Origin of the sequence: Paenibacillus sp. FSL R7-0210 (genome assembly GCF_038009085.1) — a bacterium.
Taxonomy (GTDB): domain Bacteria; phylum Bacillota; class Bacilli; order Paenibacillales; family Paenibacillaceae; genus Paenibacillus_AQ; species Paenibacillus_AQ silagei.
In genome coordinates, this window is record NZ_JBBPAR010000001.1 from 4,347,438 (window position 1) to 4,363,872 (window position 16,435).

At 51.5% G+C, this 16,435-nt stretch carries 13 protein-coding genes and 1 tRNA gene; 1 reads left to right on the top strand and 13 read right to left on the bottom strand.

The genetic code is table 11. The annotated features are described in order from the left end of the window. Positions 1 to 47: 47 nt before the first annotated feature. The 9 genes from MKY64_RS18620 to alaS form a co-directional block, all read right to left on the bottom strand. The gene (locus MKY64_RS18620) at positions 48 to 2,246 is read right to left on the bottom strand and encodes a methyl-accepting chemotaxis protein (protein WP_340954966.1); all 2,199 of its coding nucleotides are present in this window, start codon (positions 2,244 to 2,246) and stop codon (positions 48 to 50) included. Positions 2,247 to 2,591: 345 nt separating this feature from the next. After that, positions 2,592 to 3,914, bottom strand: a complete 1,323-nt coding sequence (locus tag MKY64_RS18625) for a peptidase U32 family protein (protein ID WP_036722597.1) — start codon at positions 3,912 to 3,914, stop codon at positions 2,592 to 2,594. A gap of 258 nt (positions 3,915 to 4,172) precedes the next feature. After that, on the bottom strand, positions 4,173 to 5,105 hold the full coding sequence (locus tag MKY64_RS18630; RefSeq protein ID WP_339254849.1) for a peptidase U32 family protein: 933 nt from the start codon (positions 5,103 to 5,105) through the stop codon (positions 4,173 to 4,175). A 47-nt stretch (positions 5,106 to 5,152) separates the two neighbouring features. After that, positions 5,153 to 6,199: an endolytic transglycosylase MltG gene (gene mltG, locus MKY64_RS18635; protein WP_200869505.1), complete on the bottom strand. Its 1,047-nt coding sequence runs from the start codon at positions 6,197 to 6,199 to the stop codon at positions 5,153 to 5,155. Between the two features lie 182 nt (positions 6,200 to 6,381). Beyond that, the gene (locus tag MKY64_RS18640; protein WP_036722601.1) at positions 6,382 to 6,687 is read right to left on the bottom strand and encodes a DUF1292 domain-containing protein; all 306 of its coding nucleotides are present in this window, start codon (positions 6,685 to 6,687) and stop codon (positions 6,382 to 6,384) included. Beyond that, positions 6,680 to 6,988, bottom strand: coding sequence for a DUF1292 domain-containing protein (locus MKY64_RS18645; protein ID WP_036696606.1), 309 nt, complete (start codon positions 6,986 to 6,988; stop codon positions 6,680 to 6,682). Before MKY64_RS18645 ends, MKY64_RS18640 begins: the two co-directional genes overlap by 8 nt. Before the next feature lie 13 nt (positions 6,989 to 7,001). Continuing rightward, positions 7,002 to 7,418, bottom strand: coding sequence for a Holliday junction resolvase RuvX (ruvX, locus tag MKY64_RS18650; RefSeq protein ID WP_200869510.1), 417 nt, complete (start codon positions 7,416 to 7,418; stop codon positions 7,002 to 7,004). Continuing rightward, positions 7,418 to 7,693 carry an IreB family regulatory phosphoprotein gene (locus MKY64_RS18655; protein WP_036696603.1) on the bottom strand — a complete coding sequence of 92 codons (276 nt, stop codon included), beginning with the start codon at positions 7,691 to 7,693 and terminating at the stop codon, positions 7,418 to 7,420. The genes ruvX and MKY64_RS18655 overlap by 1 nt, the downstream gene beginning before the upstream one ends. Before the next feature lie 337 nt (positions 7,694 to 8,030). After that, positions 8,031 to 10,664 carry an alanine--tRNA ligase gene (alaS, locus tag MKY64_RS18660; protein ID WP_340958121.1) on the bottom strand — a complete coding sequence of 878 codons (2,634 nt, stop codon included), beginning with the start codon at positions 10,662 to 10,664 and terminating at the stop codon, positions 8,031 to 8,033. 507 nt (positions 10,665 to 11,171) lie between these two features. Between alaS and MKY64_RS18665 the strand changes: the two genes are divergently transcribed. Beyond that, positions 11,172 to 11,248: transfer RNA gene (locus MKY64_RS18665), tRNA-Pro, on the top strand. Between the two features lie 110 nt (positions 11,249 to 11,358). On the opposite strand, the gene MKY64_RS18670 is transcribed toward MKY64_RS18665, so the two are convergent. From MKY64_RS18670 to MKY64_RS18685, 4 genes are all read right to left on the bottom strand, one after another. Further along, positions 11,359 to 13,425, bottom strand: a complete 2,067-nt coding sequence (locus tag MKY64_RS18670) for a family 43 glycosylhydrolase (protein ID WP_340954969.1) — start codon at positions 13,423 to 13,425, stop codon at positions 11,359 to 11,361. Positions 13,426 to 13,455: 30 nt separating this feature from the next. After that, on the bottom strand, positions 13,456 to 14,451 hold the full coding sequence (locus tag MKY64_RS18675; RefSeq protein ID WP_340954971.1) for a glycoside hydrolase family 43 protein: 996 nt from the start codon (positions 14,449 to 14,451) through the stop codon (positions 13,456 to 13,458). Positions 14,452 to 14,521: 70 nt separating this feature from the next. Then, positions 14,522 to 15,445, bottom strand: a complete 924-nt coding sequence (locus tag MKY64_RS18680; protein WP_036722606.1) for a carbohydrate ABC transporter permease — start codon at positions 15,443 to 15,445, stop codon at positions 14,522 to 14,524. 12 nt (positions 15,446 to 15,457) lie between these two features. Beyond that, the gene (locus tag MKY64_RS18685; RefSeq protein WP_036722608.1) at positions 15,458 to 16,396 is read right to left on the bottom strand and encodes an ABC transporter permease; all 939 of its coding nucleotides are present in this window, start codon (positions 16,394 to 16,396) and stop codon (positions 15,458 to 15,460) included. Positions 16,397 to 16,435: the final 39 nt, after the last annotated feature.

A 16,435-nucleotide genomic window follows, 5' to 3' on the forward strand; every position in this document is an offset into this window, starting at 1 on the left:
TCGGCTTGCGTGACGCCCTTGCTTCAGATCCGGAACGGTTCTGATGTTTATTTGATCGTAAACAGCGACAGCTTGCTCTCCAGCTGGGTGGAAGCCCCTTGCAGCTTGTTCGACAAGGCTACCAGATGGTCACTGACATTCTGCTGCTCACTGCTGAGGGATGCTACCTCTTCCGAGGTTGCCGAGGATTGCTGCGCTACCGCACTCACATTCCCCATAGCATCGGACAGCACACCCTGTGAATGGTTCAGACTGTCGATGGCCCCTGTTACAGACTCCAGACTCATAATGAAGTCTTCCATCTGACCCTTCACGGACACGAAGATCTCACTGGTACTCTTCACGGACACCATCTGCTGCTTGAACAGCGGAGCCACTTCAGACAGTACAGCAACCGTCTCATCCATCTCAGCTACGATCTTATCTGTAATTCCGGCGACCAGAGCAATGGATTGCTTGGATTGGTCGGCAAGCTGCCGGACCTCCCCTGCGACTACCATGAAGCCACGGCCGGCTTCGCCTGCTCTCGCTGCTTCAATCGTTGCATTCAGAGACAAAATATTCGTCTGCTGGGTAATATTCTTCATCACATCCAGCACCTTGATTACAGAATATACCGTTTCCTTGAGGTTGTTGACTCTATCCACCAGAGCAGAGGTCATTTCCCCTGTGCGTCCGGTCTGATCCAGCAGCTCTTCCAGCTGTACAGCACCCTGTCCGCTGGCTTCCCCAACTCCACGGGCTGCCTGATCCATCTCAGAGTTGGCTGCAATAACACTCTGCATCTGCGTAGCAATCAGGTCAGTCAGCTCATTGCCGCGCTCGGCTTCCTGGGCCAGACTTCCCGCACCACCGGCAATCTCTTCCGTGGCCGCAGCAATCTCCTTGGCGGAGATCGCCGTCTTGCGCGAGGCATCCCCCAGCTCACCCGCAGTCTCAAGGACTTCGCGGGCTGTATCTGTAGTCTGGGCTACCAGCTCCGTAATCTTACCCATCATCATATTGAAGGAGGCCGACAGCTGGCCGATCTCATCCTTCGAGACATACTGCGTGCGGACACTCAGGTTACCTTCGGCTCCCTCCAGCATCAGGTCCTTCAAGCGTGCCAGCGGCTTGGCGATCATCTGGACCATCCAGAAGCCGACAACCATAGCAAGCAGGGCTGCCGCTCCGGCAGCAAGGAAGGTGGTAAACAGAATCGGCGTGGCAGCTTGAACCAGTTCTCCGGTAGGAACTACACCGGCAAGCTTCCAGTCTGCCTTCTGCATCGGGTTGTATACAGCAAGGATATCCTGGCCGTTCTCATCCTTCGCTTCCGTGCTTTCATTGTTCACCTTGCTGTCCTTGATGAAATTCAGTACGGTGGCTTTGCCGTCCTCTTCAGGCTGCGAGGAAGCTACTACCGTTCCATCCGGGGCAACGAGTTGAATCCGCGAGCCATCGCCAAGCTCTACGCTCTTGAAGGCTTCTTCCAGGAGGGTGCTCTTCAGTTCCAGCATGACTACATATGAGGCATTGGAGCCCAGATTCTTAAGCGTTCTGACCATGGCCAGATTCTTGCCGCCGCTGCCTTCAACGGCTGTAGGGAACCAGTAGTTCTGGGCGGATTTGGCTTCTGCCGTATAATAAGGCTCATAAGAGCTTGAATTCTTGACCACGGTCTTGTACCATTCCTGTGCTCTCACATCATCGCCTGCGAGACCGGTGCTTCCGCTGGAGACGATCCCCATCTCAGGGTCCTCCGGAATAAGTGATATGGCGACGATATTGGCATCTGTTGTAGTCTGGCTGGACAGCTTCTTGCTGATCGCATCCGTAGCCACGAACTTATCATAGCTGCTCTTCGCTGAAGACAGCTCTGTCAGATTCGCCTGCATCTGTGTATCAAAATATAACTGAAGTGCGAGACTCTCATACTGCTTCAAGGTAATGTCCAGCTTCTCTGAGGTCTGAATAATCGTCTGCCGGTTCGCTTCAGACACATTATCTTTAATTGTATTCTTCGCTTTGTTGTAAGACAGAAGTCCTAAGAACAGGACCACCACCACGATAGAAGATAAGAAGATCAGGAACAGCTTCACCCCTACGGATTTGGTCGGGTTCACCCTTTTCACCTGGCGTAGCGAGCCGTTCAATACTGTCTTGTAATTTCTCTTCTCTGCCGTGTTGCTTGTTATCTGTGAAGCTTCTGTCTTCTGGGCCTTAGCCTTTTGTGTGCTCTTTGGCTTTTTACTGTTTTTCGCCACTTTTACCCTACTCTCCTTCGTTTTATCTGTCTTGTTGTCCGGATTGGGAGCTCCCATAACCATCACCTGCCTATCGCCTAGAATGGAAGATATATGTAAGCGTTACCTGCCCTATATATCGGCACAAAGTCTCATTTTTCTTAGCATTATTTGCAAATTGCTTCAATACTCATATATTTTTGTCGAATTGCATAGGCAATTTGATGCAAAATAACCCCACAAAGTGGAGCTTTAGCTTCGATGCTTAATCAGATACTTTGCGGGGGCCCCAAAACACCTCCTTTTTTAGCACGCAAAAAAAGGGATGCCCTTGTGTAAACGGGCATCCCTTAGTTTGTAAAGCCATTATTTTCGCTTGCGCATCATATCAAAATAAGCAACAGGCTGATCTACCTTCATCCGCACACGCTGAAGCGGGTGACGGGCCACATCCAGCGGATTGCCGGCCTCATCCCACAGCTCTCCAACGGTCTGCTTGAAGAAGGTGTCATCCGGGCCGAAGAATTCAACTTCCTGTCCCGGCTTGAAGTTATTGCGCTGCTGAACGAGCGCCATCCCGCTCTCTGCGTCATACTCCAGCACCAGTCCCGCGAAATCATACGGAGCCGCCTTCTCTTCCGGTTCATAGATGTGATCCTCATGGTCCGGTGTGTCGTAGAAGAAGCCAGTATTCAGCGGACGGTTAGCCGCCTTCTGCAGCTCCTCCAGCCATTCGGGCTTCAGTACATACCCTTCCGGGTCGGCCATGTAAGCATCTATGGCTTTGCGGTAGGCATTCACTACGGTCGCCACATAGTGAATCGATTTCATCCGGCCCTCAATCTTGAAGCTGTCGATCCCGGCTTCAATCAGGTCGGGAATACTCTCCAGCATACATAGGTCCTTCGATCCCATAGTGAACGGGTTATCCTCGGGCTGATGCAGCGGCAGCTGGGTAATTCCGGGCTGCAAGGCCTGAGGCGCCTCAGCTTGCTCCTCTTCGGATACCCAGTTCCCTTCGGGACGGGCATCTTCGAACAGATCATACTTCCAGCGGCAGGATTGGCAGCAGCCCCCGCGGTTGGAGTCACGGTCGGTGAAGTGGTTGGATAACACACAACGTCCGGAGTACGAGGAGCACATCGCACCATGGATGAAGCTCTCGATCTCAATATCCACATGCTGCTTGATCTCGGCGATCTCCTCCAGACTGGTCTCCCGGCCTAATACTACGCGCGGCAGACCTTCCTCCTTCCAATAGGACACTGCCTGCCAGTTGAGCGTGGACTGCTGGGTGCTTAGGTGCACCTCAAGACCCGGCACCAGGCGCAGGGCAGTATCGACAATCACCGGATCGGCTACGATAATCGCTGCAATTCCGGCCTCATATAAATTACGCAGGTATTCTTCAATCCCCGCGACATCTTCATTGTGAGCATAGATATTGGTGGCTACGAATACTTTGGCACCATATTTCTTGGCAAATTCAACGCCCTCGCGCATTTCCTCGAAGGTAAAGTTATCTGCGCCTGAGCGCAGGCCGTACTTTTGTCCTCCGATATAAACTGCATCCGCGCCATAATGCACGGCGAATTTCAATTTCTCTAAGTTTCCTGCCGGAGCCAGGAGCTCCGGTCTGTCCAGACGGTAACGCTTGCCCTTGAACTGGGGCTTGGTCATGGTTCCCATTCCTGTTCTCCTTTCGTTGTCTCATCTTCTGCAAGATTTAAAAGCATACATCGGGTGGTACACGCTGCTGCGGTGAATTTGGACTTTCGGCCGCTGTTAGGTTTGGATTTCTTCATTTAAGCTGCGGTCCGCAGTTGAAATCCAAACCTAAAGGCGGACGCTACCCGCTCCTGCAGTTCCAAATTCCCCTCCGCCGCTGAACCCAATGATGATGGGATAAACCTTACAAGAGCTGAGACAATACCTTTTATTTATATATTAATATACCTGCTCTTTATAGAAGAAGCCGAACGACAGTTCACGCTCAGGGTCCTGCAAGGCACGGACCTCGTCCAGCCAAGACTCCTCGAATGCATATTCAGCCGGATCAGCGGCGTAGACGTCCATGGCGTGACGGTAAGCCTTGACGACAGCCACATTATAAGCCACCGGCTTCAGCAGACCCTCGATCTTCAGGCTGTGTACGCCAGCTTTTAACAAGAAATGAAGATCCTCCAGAATGCAAATATCATCCGAGCTCATAATATGCGTACCGTTCTCGTCTTCATAGATCGGGAACTTCTCATTCGGACGCTCCGCTTCAATCAGGAACAGCCCGCGCTCCTTGCCCAGGCTTCCGCCATCGCTTGGACGGCCCTGGTGGGACATATAGCTTGCAACCAGCTTGCGCTTGGAATGATAGATATTCGTCATGCCATGTACCTGAACCTGGGCTTCCACTTCCAGATGAGGGACCATCTCGGTCATCTCATCCATATTCAGCTCGCGTGCCAGAACGACCCGCGTGGCTCCCTTGCGGCCCCAGTAATTGGCTGTAGCATAGTTGGTCGAGGTCATTTCCGCATTCCAGTGCAGCTTCATTCCCGGCGCTTCGGCTTTGACGGCCGCCAGTACGGCGGGATCACCGAACTCTACCCCATCCACACCCAGCTCGCCGATCGCCTTCACATAAGCCGGAAGCTCCTCCAGCATGGTATTTGGAATCAATCCATTGATGCTTACATATACCTTACCGCCCCGGGCATGTGCCAGTTTAACTACTGCGGCCGTATCTTCAAGTGTAAAATGTCCGGCAAGACGCATACCAAAGCGGTCATCGCCGACCAGCAGCGCACTCGCTCCTGCATCCAGCAGCGCTGCAGCTTCTTCCAGAGAAGCCGCTGTCGCCAGCAGCTCCGGTGTGTTATTCATTGTGTTACCTCCTGTGCGTTGCTCATCCTTACTATTGTAGCGGGTTCTTACGGATTTTGTTTACTTTTTTGAATATTGGCTAAATGTTCCTTGTAGGTTCTGGCAAATAAATGCCCCTGTGAGCCGTCCTTCTTAGTGACATAGAAGAAATAATCCGAGACCTCCGGCGTCATAGCTGCTTCAATCGACGCCAGCCCGGGGCTGCTGATCGGTCCAGGCGGCAAGCCTGCCTGCTTATACGTATTATAAGGACTATCTACCTTCAAATCCTTCTCATACAACCGCTCTTTCTGCTTGTCCAGTAAGTACTGGACGGTAGCGTCGATCTCCAGCTTCTGCCCTTTATCCAGTCTATTATAGATAATACCGGCCACCAGCGGACGTTCCTTGTCTACTACCACCTCACGCTCCACCAGTGAAGCTACGGTCAGCAGCTCATGCAGGGAGAGCCCGCGGTTCGCCAGCTTGGCCTTCCACTCTGGAATCGTATCCAGCTTCTTCACCAGCTGCTCCAGCATCGCCCCGATGACTTCCTGCGGGGTGCTGTCCTTAGCCAGTTCATAGGTCTCCGGGAAAAGGTACCCCTCCAGCCGGTGGCGCAGCAGCGGATTGTCCGGAATCTCAAGCTTGCTTACGGCTTCCATGCCCTTACCGGAATCAATCAGCGCAAGGAAGACCTCCGGCTTCTGATTCCATGCAGCGGCCAGCTTCTCTGCCACCTGGACCGCAGTATACCCTTCAGGAATTGTAAAAGTAACGGTAGCTTCCTTCACAACATCTCCGGCATTCAACCGGCTTATCAGCGTATCGTAGGAGTCGCCGGGGCTTACCTGATACGTGCCGGCCTTGAAGCTGGAGCCTTCCTGGACCCATTTCAGATAGCCTTTGAAGAACAGGCTGTGCTTGATAATGCCCTCTTGCTCAAGCAGGTCGGCGATTTGCGAGCTTCCCATACCCTTCTCTATCGTAACCGTTACGGCCGGCCCTGCGGGCTTGACCGGCTGCATTCCATTCCAGATGTACCATGCTCCTCCTCCTGCAGCTGCTGCCAGGACCAGAATTAAGATAAGCACAGTGCGGATCACGGCTTTCAAATGTTACGCCTCACTTTCCGACTATAAAGTATAAAATTGTATTGTCCAAAATTCAACCTATTTTTATAGCATAAGCTTTTTTCAGGCAAACGGAAAGATCCTTTCGCTCCTCATAAGCAAAAAGAGCGCGGAAAATTTCCGCCCTCTTCCGTATCTGCCATACATGAAGTTGCTACAGACGCCTACTCGCTATCCGCAGGGAAGGTGAGCTCATCGTACAGCTCGGAAATATCCTCCCACTCTTCATCGTCCATAATGCTCTCCAGTTCCGGAAGTCCGTCCGGAGAAACTACGATGCGCAGAATTTCCTGCTCCGCAGCTCTTCCCGATCCGGCCAGAACGGCATAAGCACGGTCACCCACAGCAAATTCTGCAATAATATCGTAAACGGAAGACTTGCCCTGCTCATCCTCCAGTTCTACTGTTTCTCCATATACTTCCTTGAGCTTAGAAGTCCATACCGCCTGATCAGCGGAAAACTCAGTCATTCTCTGCTCCTCCATCAAGCTCGTCAACCAAGGTATTGAAGGTCTCCTCTACGATGGCCCACTCCTCGTCGTTCTCAATCATGAAGAGCTGCAGATCGTCGCCGTCTTCCTCGTAACGGAACGCGTAGACCTCATCTGTCTCCTCATCCTCGGAATCAAGCGGAACCACCATCATATACTTGGCATCCGATCCGTCCACTTCAAACTTCATGATGACCTCAAATTCCTCTTCATTACCTTCCTCATCGGGAATATAGATAATTTCCGGTTCCTCTTCTTGGCCGATCTGTTCGTTTGTCATATCCGCACACCCCTCACCTTTTACTGTTAGCATCCAAAAAATTTTGCAAAATCAGCGCTGCGGCCATTTTGTCCACCAGCCCCTTGCGTTTCTTCCGGCTGACGTCCCCGTCTATCAGCACCCGCTCAGCAGATACCGTCGTCAGACGCTCATCCCAAAGGTGTACGGGTAAATCGAGTTGCTCCCGAAGCTTATCTGCGAATTCGATGCAAATTTCACCACGGGGTCCTACGGAGCCGTTCATGTTCTTCGGCAGCCCGACAACAATCTCGCCGATTTCGTACTCCTTGACCAGTTCACGGATACGTTCGAATTCATTGCCGTTTCCGCGCCGCTCAATAGTCTCCAGAGATTGTGCTGTCCATCCGAAAATATCGCTTGTGGCGACACCGATTCTGCGGTCGCCGTAATCCAGTCCCAGCTTCTTCATCATTTGGGCTGGTCCACCCGATGATTGGCCAGATAGAAACGGACCAGTTCTTCGATCAGCTCATCACGCTCTTTCCTCCGGACCAAACTTCTCGCATTGTTGTGGCGTGGAATGTAAGCCGGATCTCCTGAAAGAAGATATCCTACGATCTGATTGATCGGATGATATTCTTTCTCCACCAGCGCGTCGTACACGGCGAGCAGTATTTCCTGGGGAGAGGCTTCCTTTTCGTCGCCCTTCACATTGAATTTGACCGTTTTGTCCATGGAGTCCATGTGGTGACACCTTCCTTCTGCAAAATCACCCTGATTCGGGCGGCTTCGCAAAGTTGCTGCTGTACAGCTCACTTGCTGCCCTCATCATAACATATTCATGCCCCAACGAGGAAATCCTGCCATGGTTAAAGCGCTTTTTTTGGCATTTTGTCTACAAAACCAGATGTTTTTTTGGGTTTTAAGCTATTGCAAGCCCTGGGTCAATAATGAATAACCCCAAAAAATATACATTGTGTGAATAAAGCAGCGGCACCGAGGAAATGCCCTCAGTACCGCTGCTTCCCAACCCTTGATAGAAATCCACAGTTTCTTACAGACAAGAATCACTGCATACTGCTTAAGCCTGTGCGGCTACCAGTTCCTCTGCCTTCTTCAGGGCTTCGCCCAGCTTGGAAGCGTCCTTGCCTCCGGCCTGCGCCATATCCGGACGTCCGCCGCCGCCGCCGCCGCAGACGGCAGCGATCTCTTTCACCAGCTTGCCGGCGTGGAAGCCCTTCTTCACCAGCTCCTGAGGCACGGCGACCACGAAGTTCACCTTGTCCTCCATTGCAGCACCGAGCACCAATATGGCCTCCGGGAGCTTGGACTTCAGTTCGTCCGCTGTCGAGCGCAAAGCATCGATATTGCCGGCTTGCACAGAGACCGCAAGAAGCTGCGTTCCTCCGCCTACTGTGACTACACTGCTGGTCAGCTCTGCTGCGAAGGTTGCGCTCAGCTTGGACTGAAGCGATTCATTCTCACGGCCCAGCTCGCGTACCTGGGCATGCAGCGCCTCGATCCGCTTCGGCACATCGGTCAGCGACGATTTCAGCAGGGCTGCCGATTGCTTCAGCAGGTCCAGCTGACTCTCCGTGAACTGATAGGCATAACGGCCAGTCACAGCTTCAATCCGGCGCACCCCGGAACCGATGCCGCTCTCGCTGAGCAGCTTGAAGATTCCGATCTGCGCTGTATTAGACACATGGCATCCGCCGCACAGCTCCAGGCTGTAGTCGCCGACTTGAACGACACGGACAACATTGCCGTATTTCTCTCCGAAGAGGGCCATCGCTCCCATGGCTTTGGCTTCATCTATCGGCTTATTCTCAATGACTACAGGAAGGCTGCGCCAGATCTGGGCGTTCACGCGCTGCTCGATATCGCTGAGTTCCTCTGGAGTGATGGCTCCAAAATGCGAGAAGTCGAACCGCAGGCGTGAGCCTTCTACTAAAGAGCCTGCCTGATTGACATGGCTGCCGAGCACTTCCTTAAGCGCCTTGTGCAGCAAGTGAGTGGCCGTGTGGTTCTTCACGATATCCTCGCGCTCCGCCCGGTTCACTTCGGCACGGACGGTATCGCCTACCTTCAGATCGCCTGCTTCCACCGTAACCAGATGAACATGCTGTCCGTGCGGTGCTTTGAATAGCCCAGTTACCTTAGCTGTCACCGATCCGCCGGTCAGAACGCCGGTGTCGCTGACTTGGCCGCCGCTCTCTGCATAGAACGGTGTTGACTCCAGGATGACCTGGCACTCAGCGCCTTCGCTTACTGTATCCTGAAGCGCACCGTCTACCACAATTGCCAGCACCTTGGACTCTGTTACCGTGTCATTATATCCAACAAATTCACTTTTAACCGTCAGCTCGGCCAGGGCACCGCCCTGAATCTTCATGCTGGCGCTGTCCTGACGGGCAGCTCTCGCCCGGTCACGCTGCTCCTGCATCGCGGCATCGAAGCCGGCGCGGTCAACGGCAAGCCCCTGCTCGGATGCAAAGTCCTCAGTCAGGTCAAACGGGAAGCCATACGTGTCATAGAGCTTGAATGCATCGGCACCGGCAATGGTGCTCAGGCCGTCCGCTTTGGCTTTGGCGCTGATCTCCCCGAGGATCGCCAGACCATCGGACAGCGTCTCGTGGAAGCGCTCCTCTTCCAGACGGATGATTTTGGCGATATAATCGCGGTTCTCGACCACGGAAGGATAATAGACTCCCATAATCTCTCCAACGGTCTCAGTCAGCTCATGCAGGAACGGACGGTCCAGTCCCAGCGTCTTGCCGTAGCGTACGGCGCGGCGGAGCAGACGGCGGATAATATAGCCGCGTCCTTCATTGGAAGGAAGCACGCCGTCCCCCACAGCAAATGTAACGGTACGTACATGGTCAGCAATGACTTTTAGCGCGATATCCTGTTCAACATTATCCTTGTAGGTTACACCGGCAAGCCCGGCGGTCTTCTGGATAATCGGCTGGAACAGATCGGTATCGAAGTTGGAGTCCACATCCTGCAGAATGGAAGCGAAGCGCTCCAGGCCTGCGCCGGTATCAATATTCTTGTTGGGAAGCGGCGTATAGCTGCCGTCCTTATTATGGTTGAACTGCGAGAATACGAGGTTCCAGACCTCCAGCCAGCGTTCATTCTCACCGCCCGGATACATCTCCGGATCACTCATATCACTGCCGTATGCTTCACCACGGTCATAGAAAATCTCCGAGCACGGGCCGCACGGGCCTTCGCCGATATCCCAGAAGTTCTCGTCGCCCAGCTTGATGATGCGTTCTGCGGGCAGGCCGACCTTCTCATTCCACAGCTTGAACGCTTCTTCGTCCTCAGCATACACGGTAACGGAGATCCGGTCGCCGTCGAAGCCGATCCACTCCTTGCCGGTCAGGAATTCCCAAGCCCAGGTGATGGCCTCTTCCTTGAAATAATCGCCGATGGAGAAGTTGCCCAGCATCTCAAAGAAGGTATGGTGGCGGCGCGTCTTGCCCACATTCTCAATATCATTGGTGCGGATACATTTCTGCGAGTTCGTCAGGCGGGGATTCTCCGGAATCTCCCGGCCGTCGAAGTACGCCTTCAGCGGCGCCATACCTGCGTTAATCCACAGCAGCGAAGGGTCATTGTGGGGCACGAGCGAGGCGCTCGGCTCAATACGGTGGTTCTTGCTCTCAAAAAACTGCAGCCATTTGGAACGGATTTCACTTGCTTTCATCATGTACAGCTCCCGTCTCTTCATTAAAATGCGGCACGCTGGCCGGAAAACACATTCTTGCCGTAACCGTTACACGAAAAATCAAAAACAAAAAACGCCCCTGAATGAAATTCAGGGACGATGATTATCGCGGTACCACCCTGGTTATCGCCTTAATCCGTGTACACGGACAACTGCAGACGATCGCCTTGTGCGGCTGTTAACGGGTGCCCCCGGCGGGATTGTCCCCGCACTCCGAAATCAGCTTTCGGCCGGTCTGTCTCCCAGGTTCTCACACCCGATGCGGACCATCCGCAAAGGAACCTGTTCTCTGATGAAGCATTCTCCGGCGTACTTGTTTTCATCAACGCTTTGTCCGATTTGCTTTTTAACATTTCAAGTATAGCCAGCGGGTGGATATCTGTCAATCACAGGCCGTAATTTGCCGCAACAGAAGCCCATAATCGCTATGAAAAAGGTTATTTACAGCGCTTACACACAGGCGTATAATTTAATTATTCATAGCGTCGAGACGTAGCTCAGCTTGGTAGAGCGCTTGCTTCGGGAGTAAGAGGCCGCAGGTTCGAATCCTGTCGTCTCGACCATAACTAATTAAGATTCGCGGCTTTGGGGCCGCGATTTTTTGGCGTTTAAGAGCGAAGTACCAATATAAGCTTTATTTTCACTCTCCTTGTGGGTCTGTCATCATCCCGTGTTACTGTACAACAACAATTATGGTTAACCGTTCATACTCCGGAAGCAATTCCTCTTCTTCTGTCATATCAAGCACCGGTGAACCGTCAGAGCGGAAATGTACAGGACGTATGCTTGCATGCCGGAACCCGCCGTTAACCTCACAAGCATGGTACACGTTGAACCAATTACCATCCTCGTCCTGCACGAACGAATTATGCCCGGGGCCATACTGGCCCGGGTGGCTCAGCGAATGCATCCATGGATAATTGGATTTGCGCCAGGCTGCCGGATTCAGCGGATCGCCAGCCTTTATTAGTTCCAGCATGCCGACCGTATAGGTAGGCCCTACACTTGATCCGGAATATACCATATATACGGCATCCTCGTGTTTCAGCACATAGGGCCCTTCCGCTACACCAGAGGCTACCTTACCGTTACGATCCCAGCCATATTCATTTTGACATATTTTCACGGGATCACTGGTCAACCGCCATGGCATGTCCGGGTCCACTGTGGCGATATACAGAGAGGCCAGCTCTTGAACTTCCTTGTGCCACTTCGGCTGCGACCAGCATACATAAGATTGTCCGCCATATTCAAAATAAGTCATGTCCAGATTAATGTTGCGTTCCCGTTCCGCCAAATCACCTAATACCTTTCCATGTCGGTCCAGCACTCGTAACGGTGTCTCCCAATGGTCTCTGTTTAGCGGATCATTCCCGGTAAGCACCGCTACATGCGCCTGAACACCTGTCCAGCTGTTATTGACACTTATCGCCAAAAAACAATACAATCTTCCATGAATAAGATGCAATTCTGGCGCCCAGTGTTCCCCTCTCCGCTCGCCGTCTGGAAGGGTTCCATCCCATAATAGAGTTTCTGCAGCCTGTCCATCCTGAAGCCCTTCAAGGGTGTCTGCGGAGCGGATATAGATTCTTCGCTGTCCGTCATCATCCGTAGAAATGAAGTAATACCGGTTATTCAGCCTGATGATCTGCGGATCTGGCCGTGTCATCATCATGGGGTACGGGAAGCGGTGACGAAGCACTTCTCCATCCAGCTTGTAAGTACCGGGCTGTGACAAATTTACGGTGGCAAGTGCAGCAGGATCAATGATGAGCCGCTTCTCATTGACACTGCCATCGGAATATACGGTTGTCACACGCCAATGGTCCGGCAGCGGATCTCCCGCCTGCAATTCAATAACCGGCACACTCACCGATACATTGCATACCCGTCCCAGCTTGTTTTTTAGATAGGTCGCTTCTGATCGAGTCAGTGCAATCCGTTGTCCTGTTAGCGCACCCTTCATACTCAGTTCTTGGAGTTGAACCGGAAACCCCTCTCCCGGCTGACAATCAATTAAGGTGATAAAATCCTTCGTCATTCCAAAATAAGATTCGCCGCCTTCATCTTTCCATCCAATCCGGTATAACCTAGTAGCAGCATCCAGTTCACAAGAATAATCCAGGATAACCTTGGAGCTTAATACTACGCGGTCCTTCTCTTCATAATGAACGAAGTCTTTGGTTTCAAAGTAGAGCAGCTCACCTGGCCGATCTCCCTTTCCTTCATAATTAAGCGGAGTCGCTAAAATTCCAAAGCCCCCATCGGTAAGCCGGAAGCACCGCGGCATACCTAGCAGCCTGGTTTCCCCCTGTACTGAATGATAATAATCGGCTTTGGCGAATAGTACGCCATAGTTATCGTTAAGAGCTTCATAGCCTTCCCCTGTCATGTCAAGCGCCAGATGAAGGCTACTCGCAACAAAAAGGCTGTAGACATTGGCATTCTCATCCGGCTCACGTGTGTAACCGGCCAGCCAGCAACTGCGTTCTCCCAGCATGCGCACGGTATATGTGTAAGACTCCTTCAATGTAACTGCGGTCAGCTGTATTTCCGGACCCAGCTCATCTACAGGTGAGACGAGTCTCCCCGGCCCGGCCCATACATCCGGCTGCGAAGACTTCCATTCCACAGCTTGTCCGCTAATGGTGGAGGGAAGCACCGTGCCGGGAGGCAGATAGTAGGGCAGCAATAAGGGAGTGTCGCTGAAACTCCAATTTCGAATGTGAGGATGATTCATGGCAGATAGCCGCCTTTCACTAAGATGGATTCAGGATTTCACAGAACGAACAGGAGGGAACTCTTTCCCCCACCTGTCCAATATTGTCTCGTACTCCGATTGGGTAATCGGCAGAATTGTGCCATGCCGTTTCTTCAGATGGCCGAAGGCATACTCTCCCGGTGCGGGTATGCGCCAGCAGTCTCCGGTAGTGTCACCGATATTCGATGTAAGAATCGGCAGATAGCCCTGTTCAGTGGCGTATTGATCTACAAGCAGCCCCCATTGCTCATCGTGGTTGAACTTGAAGAACTCCGGTCCTTCCACATCTTTGCCGGTCAAACCAAGCCCTAGTGACTCCAAAGTTGAGATGATCTTCCATTCTCCCAAAAGATGATCGCTCGACTCAATCGTGATATGACCATCGCCAGAAGCACGGTAATATCTGCCCTCGGCTCTGATGATTGTCGTATCGATAACAGTCTGATGTTCCCCCCGGGTGATAAACAGCTCTGCCTCCGTGAACGTGCGGAAATCTTGTGTTTTGCTGGCGTAAATATGCAGCCCCCTGCCCATACCGTCAGCAGCCTCTCTGCTGGAAGCCCAAAACACCAGATAATCCTCTGCTTCCTCATCATAGATCGCTTCTGGAGCCCAGGCGCAGCCGGCTTCCTTGGGAGCAACCTCCACCCTCCGGGGCTCCGACCATTTCACTAAATCCGGAGATTCCCAGACTATAATAGAGCGGCTTCCAGTAACCGTTGCATTCGAATCTGTCCACCCTCCCCGGTGATAAATGCTAAGATCGGTTGCTAACAAATAAAAGCAGCTGCCGTCCCCACTCCGAAGTAAAAATGGGTCCCGTACCCCCCGTTCTCCAACGGTAGAGTACAGTACGGGTTGTTTGTGGTTTAAATCCTGCCAATGCAGACCGTCCTGGCTAACCGCAAAGTAGATCTGCTCACCGTCCTCTTGTTCTCCAATGAAATGGGCAAACAGATAAGCATGTAAAGCTTGCTTGCCTGGCAAAAAAGCTAGTGTATCCATAAGAACCTCCCCCAAGAACAAGAAGAGCGCTCCTGCACCCTACTTGTTGTCTGATCCAGTCAATATCCATTCATCCTTTAACTGATCCCAACAACACTCCTTTAATGAAAAAGCGCTGCGCGAACGGATATAAGATGATCATCGGAATGGACGCAATGACCATAGCGGCAAGCTCAATGGTATGAGCCGTGACCAAGCCTTGTCCTCCGGTATTATTCAGTAATTGTGCTACCGCAAGGTTGGAGCCGTCCACCGTATTCATCATGTTCTCAACCGCGCGATTCGACTGAATTAATCTGAGGATGACATACTGTAAAGTCTGCAAATGGTTGGATTGTGTGAAATAAAGTGTTGTACCGTAATCATTCCATATATTCACTGCTGTAAATACGGATAGTGCTGCCATGACCGGTTTCGATAGCGGTAAGACAATCCGGAAAAAGATTCTGAACTCACTGGCTCCATCCATCTTCGCCGACTCAAATAAAGAGTCCGGGATGCCCTTGTAATTCGCATTAAAGATGATGACATTATAGAAGCCTCCAAAAATACTCGGCAAAATGTAGACGAGGTAATGATCGTATAAGCCCAGCCAGTTCATCAGCATAAAGGATGGAATCAACCCGCCACTGAAATACATGCTGGCAAAGCCAATCACCACGTAGAACTGTTTCCCTTTTAGATAAGACCTGGAGAATGCATACGCGAACATCGATGTATAGAGCATGGATACAACCGTAACAATAATCGTCCGCGACGCCGTAATCCAAGCTGCCTGAAGGATTCCCGGATCAATCAACACCTTTTCCCAGCTGGCCCATGTCCATTCTCTCGGCCATAAGAAGATTGGACCGCGAAGCAGATCCTCTCCACTGTTCAGGGAACTGATGAGGGAGAACCAGAACGGGTAGATAGTTACAGCCATAAGAATCACCATAATGATGATTGTAGACAAATTAAACGTACGTTCTCCTAAACTTTTCCCTCCAACCATACAACGTCCTCCTTAAAACAAACCTGTCTTAGTCAATTTATTGGAGACAGTATTTGCACCAACCAGAAGCAACAGGGCAAACACAGTCTTCATCAACCCTATTGCCGTCGCCGAGGCAAATTGGAATTGCAGCATTCCCGTTTGATAAACATAAGTATCTATAACCTGGCTTGCCGGTAGATTCAATGTATTCTGTAAAACATAAATCTGGGTGAAATTATTGTTTAGCATGCCGCTTACGGCAAATATGACCAAAACCATCAACGTAGGCATGATTCCGGGAATCGTAATATGAAGCATTCTTTTCAAACGGCCCGCTCCGTCGATGGCAGCCGATTCATATAGACTCTGGTCGACACCGGCAATGGCCGCAAGATACAGAATGGCACCCCAGCCGAGATCCTTCAGCAGTCCAGTTCCAATGGCTATACCCCAGAAGTACTTCGGTTCCGCCAAAAACTGCAGCGGTTTGTCAATAAGATGGAACTCCAGCAGCAAGTAGTTAACTATACCGTCAGTATTCAGCAGTGTAATAAAAAGTCCGCCAAAAATAACCCAGGAGAGAAAATGGGGTAAGTAGGTTATGGTCTGAACCAAGGATTTGAACTTGGGAGACTGTATTTCATTGAGAATCAGGGCAAAAAAGAGCGTTACCGGTATTCCTATTAAACCGCTTAGCAGGTTGATCCCTAAAGTGTTCCGTACCATCGGCCAGAATTGAAAATTATGAAACACCCTGGTGAAATGCTGAAAATGATTCCAGTCACTTGTAAAGATTCCCTTGATGCCCATAGCGGGTTCGTAGCTCTTAAAAGCCATCAGAAGACCAAATAACGGAGTAAAGTTAAACACAAAGATCAATACCACTGCTGGAAACAGCATTAATTTGAGTTCAAACTGCGTTTTGAAATCATATCCCAGCCTGTATCCTTTTCTACGCTTGGATGGCATACTTACCCTCCTATCTCTACATTAAGAGTGCCAAAGCAT